We start from the raw sequence: 11,858 nt of genomic DNA on the forward strand, positions 1-11,858 counted from the left end.
CAAGGGGGCGTAGGTTGATGCCTGGTCAGATCGGTGCGGAGGGGGAGTCGTCGGTGGCGAGGGATCTGCGGGCGCTGTTCGGCTCGAACGACCGGAGCCTGGGCACCGAGGAGGTGTTCACCAACCGGGAAGGCCAGTGGGCGCAGGTCGCGGGCGCGATCGCCGAGCATCTGGCCCGCGTGGCCGCTCCCGGCTTCGACGTCCAGGACTTGGAGGCGGCGCGGCGCAACGTGCTCGTCTTCCACGGCATCGGCGGCGTCGGCAAGACCACCTTGTCGCGGAAGCTGGAGGCCGCTCTCACCGTGGCCGAGTCCCGACCCCGGCAGTGGGGCGAGCCCACCTGGCCCGCCACGCCCCGCCTGCTGCCGGTGCGCATCGACCTCGCCCGCTCCGCCGGGATGGACTTCGAGCGCCTCGTCCTCACCCTGCGCCTGGCGCTCGCCGGCCTGGACCGTGCTCTGCCGGCGTTCGACCTCGCGCTCGTCCGGTACTGGGAGCACAACCACCCCGGCGAGAGCCTGGAGGAGTATTTGCGGCGTGCCGGGCTGGTGAGCCGCTTCGCGAAGGCGCTACCCGGCCAGGTGCAGGGGGCACTGTCGAAGGCCGCCGAGGAACTGGCGCTGCCGGGCGTGGTCGGCTCCGCGGTCGGGCAGGTCACCACCGCTGTCGTGCGGGCGGTACGCGAGCGCCGTACCACCGCACGGGCGCTCGCCGGCTGTCCGCGGCTCGCGGACCTGCTGGAAGCGGAACCGGACCTCGAGGCGCTCTCGTACTACTCGCACCTGCTCGCCTACGAGATCGACCGGCTGCCCGCAAGGAAGGCCGTCGTGCCAGTGGTGCTGCTGGACGGCTGGGAGGACGTCGGCGACCGCACCCACCGCGAACTCGAGCGCCTGATCCAGCGCGTGGTGTGGCTCCTGCCCAACGTCCTGTTCATCATCACCGGCCGCTCCCGCCTCCAGTGGGCCGACGACGCGCTGCAGGGGCAGCTCGACTACACCGGGCCCGCCGCCTGGCCGCAGCTCGCCGCCCACATCCCCGCCACCCGCACCCCCAGGGCTGTCGCCCCGGCTGGCATGGGGCCGGCGGCCGACAGGCAGGTCCTGATCGGCGACTTCAGCCCCGAGGACTGTGACGACTACCTTGCCCGACGCCTCACCGCCGACGGCCGGCCCCTCATCGGCGACGAACTGCGCCAGGTCATCACCGCCCGCTCCCACGGCCTGCCGCTGTTCCTCGACCTCGCCGTGATGCGGTTCCTGGAGATCCGCCGCACCCGCACCCCCGAGGCGGCCGACTTCGACCACGACTTCCCGGCCCTCGTTGCCCGCACCCTCCAGGACCTCACCCCCGACGAGCGGCACGTCCTGCGCGCCGTGTCTCTGCTGGACGCCTTCGACATCGCGCTCGCCACCGCCACGGCCGGCATGACCCACCAGGCCGCGGCCCTGCGCCTGGCCGAGCGGCCCTTCGTCCGCGAGAACCAGCTCGCCCTGTGGCCCTACCACCTGCACGGCGTGGTGCGCTCCGCCATCCGCCGGGCCGACGACCACACCGACGACCGCTGGTCCGACCAGGACTGGGCCCGCGCCGCCGCCCGGGCCTTCGACGCACTCGGCGACCAGTGGACGAGCTCGCCAGACGGCGGCCGACGTCTCCTGGTCGCCTGCCTGCGCCAGGGCCTCACCCTCGCCCGCGACCACCGGCTCGGCCTCGGCTGGCTCTCGGAGGCGGCGTGGGCGTACGTCTCCGACTCCGTGTGGGAACCCCTCGTCCTGCGCCCGGCCGGCACCGGCGAAGACCGCAACGGCGGGCAGCAACCGGCGACGGCCGCCGACGCCCTGGTCGAGACCCTCAACGCCCTCGCCCGCCGCCAGCACGAGCACCGCTCCCGCACCGTCCAGCGCCTGGCCGCCGTCGTCGACACCCACCTGCTTCCCGAGGACCTGCACCACCTCGCCGTCTATTACCTTGCCAAGGCGCAGCGCGACCTCGGGCACCGCGCCGGCTCCCGGCACGGCATGCAGATCGTCGCCGACGGCGCAGGCCGGCTCGCCCCGGCGGCCCGGCGCGGCCTGGTCCACCTCGCCCGCCTCGCCGGCGACTTCCCCGCCGCCCACACCGCCGCGCAGGGCCTCGGGTGGAAGGGACGCCAGCACCGCGTCGAAGGCGACATCCTGTGGCCCCACGGCGACATGCGGCGCGCCGCCGACGCCTACCTCGCCGCCCGTACCCAGGCCGAGCAGCACGGTGTCGCCGGCGAACGCGCCACCTCCCAGGCCCAGCGCGCCTTCACCCTCGCCTTCACCGACCCGCAGGTCGCCGACGACGAGATCGACCTCGCCGAACAGCTGCTCACCGGCCTGGACCTGCGGGCCACCACCCTGACCGTCCGCACCGCCAGCATCGTCCGCGACGCTGGCGCCGACGGAGTCGACGACCGACTCGAGATCCTGCGCACGGAGGCCCGAACCGCTGGCATCGTCGCCGCCCAGGCCGCCCTCGAACTCGCCGCCGCCTTCCACCACGCCGTCCGCGGCGACGACGCGGCCCTCGCCGCCGTCCAGGCCCGGCTACGCGACCTCGCCCGCACCGGCGACTACGCCTACTACACCGACATCGCCCACTACATGGCTGGCCTGACTCCCGACACCCCCTCCGACGTCCACTGGCTCGACGACGAAGAGGCGGTCCGCACCACGTGGCGCGCGCTCGTCACCGCCCGGCAGGGCGGTGACGAGCGTGCGCGGTAGCGCACCCATGTGCCGCTCCGCCGGCATACGTGGAAGGAAGGAGTTCCAATGAGCAAGATGACCAGCGGCCCGGCAGCGGCTTGGCACCCGGGGGTGACGACCGTCGGCAAGGCCGACATCCGGTACATGAAGCCGAGCCAGCGCAACCGATACCGCCGCCAGGGCTTCACCTGGGCGGAAATCAGGAAGATCGACCAAGCCATCGGGCGCGGCGAATCCACCGTGACCCTCGCCTCGGCCACCCGAGAGATCACGCTCACCTTGCCGGCTCAACCGCGACGACCCGTCAAGGCGCAACAGCAAGAACCCACCCGACCCGGCCCCCTCCCGGCAGTCGATCTGGCGCCACGCCCGTAACCGGTCCTCACCGACCCGGGCGCCTCGGCCCGCGTGTGGGACGACGCACCCGGGGATCCCTACGGGCTGCAGGGACGGAAGGGCTACGGCTCCAGGGCCGACGGCTGGACTGCGAGGTAGGCGTCGACCCGCTCCCGGCGCAGGACCTCCTCCAGCCGCTCCTCCTCGAACTCGAGGTTGCAGTGGTTACCCTCGACGCAACCCTTCGCGCCACAGCCGTGCGGGTCCACGTAGCGGACGGCGCTCTCGCCGATACGCGCCATGAGCCACCGGGCACGGGCGGCGTCCACGTGCCCGGCTGCGACCAGGTCGAGAAGCTCCAGCACCGCCGGGACCTCGACCAAGGCGCCCCAGCCCGGCAGACTTCGACGCTCCGGGGACCAGTCCTCATAGGAGAGTCCGCCGCGCAGCCTGATGGCCTCGATCGAGTGGCCGCCGAGCTTCAACCTGGCGTGCATGGCGACTCCTTCACAGGTGAAGCCGGGCCGTGGCGAGACGAAGAACCAAGGTCCCGGGCGAATGTCCGTCGGCCGATCAACGCCCGGACCACCGGATGGTCACGAGTTCAGCGCCAGAAGAGCAGCCTTCAGAGGCCGGGAGGACCCGCCCGCCGCGGCGCTGGCCTCCCGGCCCTTCCCCTTCACGGGCTCAACGGCCCCTCGGCAACGATCCCCGCCACTGCCCGGTCCGCCTGCCGGTTCACCCGCGCGGTCAGCACCCGTTCCAGGATCTCGACCTGCCGCCGCCACGCCACGCTGGAGCAGGCCACCCGCAGCCGGTCCCGGTCGTCGAGTCCGAGCGGGCGCACCGCCACCGCAACCTCATCCCCGACCGCCGACCGCCACCACTGCGGCACGAAGCCCATCTCAGTCGGTCTGGCCGTTCAGCCGGCGAAGCTCCACCAGGATCGAGGCCTGGCCCTTCATCAGAGTTTCCAGCGCCTTGCCCTGGGCTTCCAGCGTCGTGGCCTGGGCCGCCAGTGCCGACCCGTGCTCCTCCAACGACCGGCTGTGGCTCTCCAGCAGGCGACTCTGCTCGGCCTGCCCGGCTGCCAGCGCCCCGACCGCCTCAGCCAGGCGCTCCAAGGTGCGGCCCTGAGCGACCAAGGCATCACGCTGGGCGACCTGGTCCTCGCGGATCGCGTTCAGCACCTGGGTGTGCCCGCGCAGCGATGTACGGACCTCGGCGCTGTCGCGGTCGGCCATCGCCGCCATCGTGCGCGTGGCCGCGGACTCCTCCCGCAGACGGTCGACCTCCGCCTCCAGCGCCGCCAGCCGCGCGCGCAGATCACCATCGCTGTCGCTCATGTTTTCCATTGTCCAGATCCCTCCCCAGTGCCCCAGTGACAGTGAGCCGCGGTCACCGACGAATCCGTCCACCCTAGCGCGCGGCGACCGGCGCCAAGCCGGTCGCCAAGGTCATGCGGCACCGCTTCGCCGCGCGGCCGCCTGTGCGGCGCGTAGCGGGCCGGCCTACTCCTGGTCGGGGACAGCCTTGATGGTGCGCCGCCGACGAGCGTCGACGTTGCCGACCTTGCGGGGGCCTTCGGCGCGGGCGTCGGGGGTGATCTCGGGTGCCTCCATCGCCTCACCGACCAGGCGGCGGATCTCGGGGTTGGAAGCGAAGAAGAACCGGGGGTTGACCCGGTAGCTTCCGGGGTCAGGGTGATCGACCAGGTGGAGCGTCTCCAGGCGGGCCAAGGCCTCGTACGCGGTCGACGTCGAGGTACCGCAGTCGTGGGCGATCTCCTCGACGTCGGCGGTGATCGGGTCGAACACGGCGCCATGGCTGGTGAGCCATTCCAGGACGCTGCGCTGGCTGGCGCTCAGGTTGAGCGTGTAGACGGGCGGCATGCCAAGGCTGTCCGGGTCGAAACCGCCGTGGTGGCTGTGGGTGGCGGCGCTCATCGGGTACCTCCGGTCATCGTGTCCCTGGCCGTGGTGGTGCGGCGCGGTCCGGGCGCCTTGGCGGCGGCCTTCTCGGCCGCCTTCTTCGCGGCGGCGATCGCCTTGGCATCCGGCGTGATGGGCGGCGGATCCAACCGTCGGCATGCCTGCACCTGGGCGTCGCCGGAGCCCTCCCAGAAGCGCCGCGGGTTCAGCTGGTACGTCTGGCTCCGAGGGCTGGTCTTGAGCAAGATGTTCAGCTTCACCAGGCGGGCGAGCGCCGTCTTCGCAGTCGTCTCCGTCGCCAGGATCGCCTCCGCCACGGCGACCGCGGTCACCTTCACCGCCGCGCCGGCCCCGCCGTTCGAGCGCACCCAGTCGATCGTCGCCCACTCCGCACCGGACAGCGCCAGCGAGTACAGCGGCGCGTCGTCCGTGTAGGCGTTGAGGGTGTAGGAGCCGTCCATGGTGTGCGGCGTCCGGGGCTTCGGCGCAGGCAGCACCGCCCCCGTGTCCAGGTTCACCAGGGCGATGTTGCCCCTGCGAGCCATGCTGCTCCTCACCATGCTGTCGCGGTCCGCAACCGGTCCAACGACCGGTCCGCCTTCAGGTCCCTAAGGGCTGATTTTTCAGACGTTAGCTCCGGAAAACCCGACCTTAATGGCAAGAACCTACAGGATGGGACCCAGAAAACGCAGGTTCCCTGCAGCGTGTCGAGCCACACTCCCCCCAGCGGCCCCTGCCGTAACGTCTGGTTTTCTGGCGGCAACGTCTGGAAAACCAGACGTTAGCAAGGGGAAAACCGCAGGTCAGGGCATATTTCTCTTCTTACGTAGTAAAGGTGCACGTCCGTACCTGGCTCCGCCCACCCATGCCACGGTGACCTGGCACCGCTGGGGCCGTAGGCCCCGGCTCGGAACGGGCGAGCTGGCGGTGGCCTCCGGCGGATTGGCTGGCCGTGCCGCTGCTGCTGTCCGGGCCAGGCACCGAGGTTGGCCTGCTAGCCGCAGGTGGTAGAGGTCGCGGCGCCGCTCGGGCTGCTGCTGCCAGGTGCATCGGTACCGGTTGCAGGGCGGCCGCGGGCCTCGTTCCCGGTGGTGAGGGTGAGCAGCACAGCGTTTGTCAGGTGGGTGGTGACATCGGCCACCGCTCGGAGGCGGGCAAGTCGAGCAGGTGTCGGGCAGGCCGGACGGCAGGTGGCCCTGGCCAAGGCGGACACCAGCCACTTGATCCGGGGCAACTGCCCAGGGAGGGCCGTCAAGGCCCGAGCGGTAAACGCGCGAGCATGCGAGTGCGTTTAGGGCAGGCGGCAGCGCATGTCCAGCCCGCGCAGGGCTGGTGGGGGGTGTGGGGGGAGGAGCCCCCCACATAGGTAGGCGGGTCCAGCGCCGCCGGGCGCTGGCCACGGGTGCGGGGGCGGAGCACGCCGCGCCCAACCACCCAGTTCGCTGCCGACCGCGACGTCGTTGTGGTTGCCGCCCGGTCCCGATCCGGCGGCAGGGCAGGCGGGTTACTGACGGGGTGGGGAGAGCGAGGGGAGGCCTATCGTCCAGTTCCGGCCGGTTCCTCAGCTGGCTGCCGCGATTTTGGACGTAGTGCCGGGCGTTGCAGGGCCAGTGAGGCGACGTGGTGAGCCGAGCTCGTCGAACAGGCGGGATGGGAAGGGCGTGGTATCGGGGACGGTGCTCGGTCGAGCCTGGGTGATGGAGAGGAACGCGACGGGGCCGCGAAGTCGGCGCAGCTTCTTGCGCAGGTCCGGGTCGGCGAGGGTGTCAAGCTGCCGGTACGACTGGCCAGGGGGCCAGGGCCACTACGCCAGTCTTGGAAGTCCGGCCGCCAGACCCGGACCTTGGCTGGGGTCTAGTGAACGCGGTGCGGGCCGTGGACGGCGATGGTGAACAGGTCGTCCCAGTTGCGGGCGTCCTCGGCGCTGTGGCACAGGGGCCCGGTCTCTTCGCCCAGCGCGACCCACACGCCGGGCCAGCTCGGGTGCCGGTTCGTGACGAAGTCCTCGCACTGACCGCAGACCCGTACCGGCAGGCCATGAGCACGCAGATCCTCGACCATCTCGTCGGTGACGTCAACCCGGTCGTCGCTGAGGTAGGTCATTCCCTTGTACAGCAGGCCGAAGGCGTTGTGCTCGTCGGCCTCTTCCCAGGCGGTCAGCCTTTCGGCCGACACGGCCCGGCAGTAGCCGAACACCGGCACCGGCCCGGTGCCTTCCTCCTTAACCACGGTCATCCCGCCCAGGTCCGTGCCGTCGGGAACGATTGACCACAAGAACGCCTTGATCGCGTCGGCAGTCTCCTCACCGGGCGCGGGATGGTTAAGCCAAGCCGTAGCGATCAGGCACTGGATCCACTGATGCGGATAGAGGCGGTCCTCGACCACCACACCGTCCGGCCCCTGCAGAACCTGTCGGCGGAACGCTGCGCGCTCGTGGCTGAACACCTCGACCGCACGGCCGGCGGACACGGCCTCGATCGCGGCCTGGACCGTCGGGAACGCGGTCAGGAACACCCGCCACTCCGGCAGCATCACCTCCAGCTCCTCCGGGGTGTAGCTGGCAGCGGCCTCCACGACCCGTAGCTGCGCCGAGCGCTGTGCGACGACCTGTTCGCGGGCCTTGGTGTCCTGCTTCTTGCCCATGGACAACTCCCTTGGTGGTGACGGACGCTGCGGACACGCTAGTGCCCGGCGGGCATGTGATCGCTCCGGTGGGTCGGCGGGTCGTCTCACACCGGATCGGGCTTGCAACGCTGGCAGCCGCGCCGCCGGCGGGGTCTGGCGCGCATCTCTTCTGCCGTGAACAGCAGGGGGAGCTTCGGCCAGTGGGCCCGATCGAACCCGTACGGATCCTCGTCGCGCGACTTGGGCGGACTTGCCTCGAACTTCTCCAGGCCGTGGAGGCCGTCCTCGACTGTATTGAGAGACGAGCAGTCCCAGCGGTGCAGCAGCCTGCCGTTGGCGCCCAGGGCGTACGTGCAACCGCGGTCGACATCGGCCCGCCACCGTTGGATATCCCGCTCAGCCGCCGCCCTGGCCGTTCGAATCGAGGTACAGCGGCGGCACAGTCCGGCCGGCCGGTCCCAGTAGGGGCAGCCGCACAGGTCGCAGTCCTCGCAGGGTGTGCACTCCTCGGCCCGATCCATGGGTTCGGTAGCGATGAGGAGGGTCGGTTGGGGTTCGCCACGGTGGTGGACTCTCATGAACATCCGGGCCCGGGCGAGTTCATCGATGACCTCGCCGAAGGCGCCGTTGTCGAGGCGCAGCACTTTCTGGACGTGGGGGACGCTCCGGTCCGTGCCGACTGACGACTCCATGGTGAGGATTGCGATCTTCGCCATCGGACTGAGTTCCGGGTCCCACAGCAGGTTTGGGGAGACGACGACGTCCCGCGGTTCTTTCGAACCTCTGATGATCACTGCCGTGATGTCCTCCGTTCCGAGCGGGCCGCCCCCGGGGTTTTGCTGCTGCCGGCGTTCAACGCGGGGTGGTTGCCTTGGTCACGGACGGCGGCTCGACCCAGGGCCATCCGGCTGACGCGGCCGGATTCCGCCCGGGGTCGCCGTGGTCCCCGGTCGGTGCATCAGGGCAGGCAGCACGCGGGGAGTGGGGAAGAGCGAAGGGGAGGACACCCTGCCTTCACGTACATGTGACGTGATCCCAGGATCACGTCACATGTACGTGAAGCTCATCAGGCCCGGGACAACGGGCGCAGCGCCGTCGGCTACCGGGCGGGCGGCGGAGTGACGGCGTTGGCCATGGCGGCGGCCAGGGCCTGCGCGTCGTGGTGAGCTCGCTGCCACCAGGCGGCGCCCGGATGGTGACCTGCCAGGTCGGCGGCGGGTTTCATCGTGGCGGCGAGGCCGGCGAACGCCTTGTGCAGTTGGACCGCCAGCTGGTCGTGGTCGGGGACACCGGCGCGGACGGCCCGGCGCAGCGAGCGGGTTGCGCGTGTCAGCTCCTCGGCCGCCTCCAGGGCGGTGGCGGGTGCCCGCTCCTGGGGCGGGGTGTTGGTGAGAATGCGGATCAGCTCGGCGAGCTGGGCGGTGGTGAGGTTAGTGCGCAGTTCGTTGGCGTAGTCGGCGAGTTCGGCGTTCTGCTGGGCGGAAGGGTCGTCGGCGACGCGGGTGCGGCCGCCGGGTACGCCGGTGAGCACTCCCTTGCGCTTGAGTTCGGTGATGACGCCGAAGGCGGTGGCGGTGGTGGTGCCGTGTTCGCGGGCGAGTTCCCGGACGGGCGGCACGGTGTCGCCGGGCCTCAGCCGGCCTTCCCGGATGTCGGCGAGCAGCGCGTCGGTGAGCCGCTTGGAGCGGCCGCGGACGGCGTCCTCCTCGGGCTCGTCGCCGGAGGGGTTCGCGACGCGGGTTCGGCCGCCGGCTGGGCCGGTGAGCAGCTTCTCGTCTTTCAGCAGTCCGATGGCGCCGGAGACCGTGGCGTGGCTGACGCCGTACGCGGCCGCGAGCTCGCTGCCGCCGGGCAGCGGTTCGCCGGGCTGCCATCGGCCGCTGTCGATCTCGGCGCGCAGTGCGGCCGCCAGGCGCAGGGTCCGGCCTTTTCGCGGTCCGGGGAGGTCGACGGTGGCGGTGGTCGTGGTGTCCACGGTGGGCTCCGGTTCGTGTCGGTCCCGGCCGGCGAAGGGCGGGAGGCTGCGGACGTACGCTGATGGCCGGGCCCCTCGCGATTCGAGCGTGAGGGGCCCGGCCATCTTCCCGGGTTGTGCTGATGTGGGGTCAGGGTCCGGCGATGATCCAGGTCACGAACACGGACTTCATCTGCTCGTGCACCCGGTAGACGACGCTGATGCGGTCGCCGGTGTCGGCGGCCGGGTCGGTGCGGGCGGTGTAGTCGTCGACCTCGGGGTCGGTGCCGCCGGGCACCGGGATGCCGAGCCGCGGGTAGAGCGCGAGGCGTTCGACGAGCTTCTCGACGGCGTCCAGTTCGCCGGGGCGTAGCTGGGCGAGGGCGGCTTCGGCGGCGTCGGAGAGGAAGACGTGCAGGGGCTCGTGCGGTTCGGTCGGCTGGTCGTCGGTCACCGGTCGCCGCTGGCGGCTCGCACCCGGGCGAAGACGTCGCCGGCCGGGCTCCAGTGCTGGCCGCCGATGGGCGCGGCCAGGGAGGCCATGGCCTGCTCGTCGGTGCGCAGGGTCAGGCGGTGGCGGTAGGTGGCGGCGACCTCGGCGACGGCGGCGAAGTCGCCGATCGGGGAGGCGTCGAGGGCGGCGGCCAGGTCCTGCTCGAACTGCTCGCGGTCGCCGGGCAGGCCGTACCTGCTGAGGGCGGTGCGCAGTTCGTGCAGGGTGGCCGGCCTGGCCGGGGCCGGGCTCTGGTGGTCGGGCTGGATGGTCACCGGGGCCTCCTTCGTGGTGGCGGCCGCCGTTGGCGGTGGGCCGCATGGTTGACGGTAGCGGGCGCGGCTACGGGGTGGTGTCGGTGCTGGTCGTCTCGTTCGCGGGCCGGACGTCGTCTTCGGCCTGGTGGGGGACGAAGCCTCGGTCGCCCGGGTCGGTGAAGGCCGAAATCGTGGGGTGGAAGGCGATGGTGATGATCGCGGTGGGGCCGTTGCGGTGCTTGGCGACGATCAGGTCGGCTTCGCCGGGCCGGTTGTCGGGCGCGTAGGCGTCGTCGCGGTGGAGGAGGAGGACCAGGTCCGCGTCGTCCTCCAGGGTGCCGGAGTCGCGCAGGTCGTAGATGTGGGGGCGTTTGTCGGCGCGCTGTTCGGGCGCGCGGTTGAGCTGGGAGAGCGCGATGACGGGCAGCTGCAGTTCCTTGGCGAGGAGCTTGAGACGGCGGCTGACCTCGTTGACGTCCTCGTAGCGGCTGCCGTACTTGTGCCGGCCGTGGTCGAGGAGCTGGACGTAGTCGACGACGATGAGCTTGATGCCGTGCTGGGCCTTGAGGCGCCGGCTCTTGGAGCGGATCTCGGCGAGGGTGAGGTTCGGGGCGTCGTCGATGAACAGCGGGGCGGAGGAGACCTCGGGCATGCGGGTGGCGGCGCGGGTCCAGTCCCGGTCGGTCATGTTGCCCGAGCGCATCTGGTGCAGCGGGACGCGGCTCTCCGCGGAGAGCAGGCGCATACCGATCTCGTTGCGGCCCATCCCGAGGCTGTAGATCACGGCGGGCAGGCCGAGACGGAAGGAGCAGGCCCGCAGGATCGTGAGCGCGAGGGTGCTCTTGCCGAGGGCGGGCCGGCTGCCCAGGACGATCAGCTGGCCGGGGTGCAGGCCGTTGGTCAGCACGTCCAGGTCGCTCAAGCCGGTGGGCAGGCCGGCCGGGGCGCCGACGTACGAGCCGATGCCCTCGACCTCGTCGAGGACGCCTTCCATGACGTCGGCCATCGGGCGCGCCTCGACCCAGCTCGGGCTGCGGCCGGTGGTCACGGCGTACACCTCGGCCTGGATCGCCTCGACCAGGTCGGTGGTGGGGGTGTCGGCATGGGCGAGGCGGTCGATGCGCGTCGCGGTCTCGATCAGCCGGCGGCGCAGCGCCTTGTCCTCGACCAGGAGGGCGAGGGCTTTGGCCTCGGCGGTGCTGCGGACCATGTTGACGAGCTTGTGCAGGTAGTCCCGGCCGCCGGCCCTCGCCAGCAGGCCCTGCTCGGTCAGCTTCGCGGCGACCGTGATCGGGTCGGTGGACTCCCCGGCCGCGTACAGCTCCAGCACCACGTTGTAGATGAACTCGTGGCCGACCCGGTAGAAGCTGGCCGGATTCAGGATCTCGACGACGTCGGCGACCGCGTCCTTGGAGCGCATCGTCGTGCCCAGGAGCAGCTGCTCGGCCCGCAGGTCGTGGGGCACCTCGAAGGCCGGGCCAGCGCCGTCCGGGTCCTGCTCGCTCACGCGCTTCCACCTCGCTGCTG

Annotated in this window: 13 protein-coding genes; 2 read left to right on the forward strand and 11 right to left on the reverse strand. The window is 71.4% G+C overall.

All coding sequences use genetic code 11. The features are described from left to right. The first annotated feature begins 17 nt into the window (after nucleotides 1–17). Both O1G21_RS39890 and O1G21_RS39895 read left to right on the forward strand, forming a co-directional pair. A complete protein-coding gene (locus O1G21_RS39890; RefSeq protein ID WP_405000857.1) occupies nucleotides 18–2,753 on the forward strand; it encodes an ATP/GTP-binding protein in 2,736 nt (911 codons plus the stop codon). 48 nt (nucleotides 2,754–2,801) lie between these two features. Further along, on the forward strand, nucleotides 2,802–3,110 hold the full coding sequence (locus O1G21_RS39895) for a hypothetical protein (RefSeq protein WP_270151584.1): 309 nt from the start codon (nucleotides 2,802–2,804) through the stop codon (nucleotides 3,108–3,110). Between the two features lie 83 nt (nucleotides 3,111–3,193). On the opposite strand, the gene O1G21_RS39900 is transcribed toward O1G21_RS39895, so the two are convergent. From O1G21_RS39900 to dnaB, 11 genes are all read right to left on the reverse strand, one after another. Next, nucleotides 3,194–3,568: a hypothetical protein gene (locus tag O1G21_RS39900; protein ID WP_270151585.1), complete on the reverse strand. Its 375-nt coding sequence runs from the start codon at nucleotides 3,566–3,568 to the stop codon at nucleotides 3,194–3,196. Between the two features lie 182 nt (nucleotides 3,569–3,750). After that, complete coding sequence (locus O1G21_RS39905) at nucleotides 3,751–3,975, reverse strand: DciA family protein (protein WP_270151586.1); 225 nt, start codon at nucleotides 3,973–3,975, stop codon at nucleotides 3,751–3,753. A gap of 1 nt (nucleotide 3,976) precedes the next feature. After that, nucleotides 3,977–4,417 carry a hypothetical protein gene (locus tag O1G21_RS39910; protein ID WP_270151587.1) on the reverse strand — a complete coding sequence of 147 codons (441 nt, stop codon included), beginning with the start codon at nucleotides 4,415–4,417 and terminating at the stop codon, nucleotides 3,977–3,979. Nucleotides 4,418–4,582: 165 nt separating this feature from the next. Continuing rightward, a complete protein-coding gene (locus tag O1G21_RS39915) occupies nucleotides 4,583–5,017 on the reverse strand; it encodes a helix-turn-helix domain-containing protein (protein ID WP_270151588.1) in 435 nt (144 codons plus the stop codon). Continuing rightward, nucleotides 5,014–5,547, reverse strand: a complete 534-nt coding sequence (locus O1G21_RS39920) for a MarR family transcriptional regulator (protein WP_270151589.1) — start codon at nucleotides 5,545–5,547, stop codon at nucleotides 5,014–5,016. The genes O1G21_RS39915 and O1G21_RS39920 overlap by 4 nt, the downstream gene beginning before the upstream one ends. Nucleotides 5,548–6,856: 1,309 nt before the next feature. Beyond that, complete coding sequence (locus O1G21_RS39925; protein ID WP_270151590.1) at nucleotides 6,857–7,645, reverse strand: hypothetical protein; 789 nt, start codon at nucleotides 7,643–7,645, stop codon at nucleotides 6,857–6,859. 86 nt (nucleotides 7,646–7,731) lie between these two features. Beyond that, the gene (locus O1G21_RS39930; protein WP_270151591.1) at nucleotides 7,732–8,343 is read right to left on the reverse strand and encodes a hypothetical protein; all 612 of its coding nucleotides are present in this window, start codon (nucleotides 8,341–8,343) and stop codon (nucleotides 7,732–7,734) included. A 383-nt stretch (nucleotides 8,344–8,726) separates the two neighbouring features. Next, a complete protein-coding gene (locus tag O1G21_RS39935) occupies nucleotides 8,727–9,602 on the reverse strand; it encodes a GntR family transcriptional regulator (protein WP_270151593.1) in 876 nt (291 codons plus the stop codon). Between the two features lie 130 nt (nucleotides 9,603–9,732). Next, complete coding sequence (locus O1G21_RS39940) at nucleotides 9,733–10,035, reverse strand: hypothetical protein (RefSeq protein WP_270151595.1); 303 nt, start codon at nucleotides 10,033–10,035, stop codon at nucleotides 9,733–9,735. Continuing rightward, the gene (locus O1G21_RS39945; protein ID WP_270151596.1) at nucleotides 10,032–10,349 is read right to left on the reverse strand and encodes a hypothetical protein; all 318 of its coding nucleotides are present in this window, start codon (nucleotides 10,347–10,349) and stop codon (nucleotides 10,032–10,034) included. Before O1G21_RS39945 ends, O1G21_RS39940 begins: the two co-directional genes overlap by 4 nt. Before the next feature lie 67 nt (nucleotides 10,350–10,416). After that, nucleotides 10,417–11,838, reverse strand: coding sequence for a replicative DNA helicase (gene dnaB, locus O1G21_RS39950; RefSeq protein ID WP_270151598.1), 1,422 nt, complete (start codon nucleotides 11,836–11,838; stop codon nucleotides 10,417–10,419). Nucleotides 11,839–11,858 lie beyond the last annotated feature (20 nt).

It is taken from the genome of Kitasatospora cathayae (assembly GCF_027627435.1).
GTDB classification, from domain to species: Bacteria; Actinomycetota; Actinomycetes; order Streptomycetales; family Streptomycetaceae; genus Kitasatospora; species Kitasatospora cathayae.

What these genes read in the sequence shown, in the direction of transcription:
- O1G21_RS39905 (WP_270151586.1), bottom strand. Translation starts at nt 3,975, where the DNA reads ATGGGCTTCGTGCCGCAGTGGTGGCGGTCGGCGGTCGGGGATGAGGTT.
- O1G21_RS39910 (WP_270151587.1), bottom strand. Translation starts at nt 4,417, where the DNA reads ATGAGCGACAGCGATGGTGATCTGCGCGCGCGGCTGGCGGCGCTGGAG.
- O1G21_RS39925 (WP_270151590.1), bottom strand. Translation starts at nt 7,645, where the DNA reads ATGGGCAAGAAGCAGGACACCAAGGCCCGCGAACAGGTCGTCGCACAG.
- O1G21_RS39895 (WP_270151584.1), top strand. Translation starts at nt 2,802, where the DNA reads ATGAGCAAGATGACCAGCGGCCCGGCAGCGGCTTGGCACCCGGGGGTG.
- O1G21_RS39900 (WP_270151585.1), bottom strand. Translation starts at nt 3,568, where the DNA reads ATGCACGCCAGGTTGAAGCTCGGCGGCCACTCGATCGAGGCCATCAGG.
- O1G21_RS39920 (WP_270151589.1), bottom strand. Translation starts at nt 5,547, where the DNA reads ATGGCTCGCAGGGGCAACATCGCCCTGGTGAACCTGGACACGGGGGCG.
- O1G21_RS39890 (WP_405000857.1), top strand. Translation starts at nt 18, where the DNA reads ATGCCTGGTCAGATCGGTGCGGAGGGGGAGTCGTCGGTGGCGAGGGAT.
- O1G21_RS39930 (WP_270151591.1), bottom strand. Translation starts at nt 8,343, where the DNA reads ATGGCGAAGATCGCAATCCTCACCATGGAGTCGTCAGTCGGCACGGAC.
- O1G21_RS39915 (WP_270151588.1), bottom strand. Translation starts at nt 5,017, where the DNA reads ATGAGCGCCGCCACCCACAGCCACCACGGCGGTTTCGACCCGGACAGC.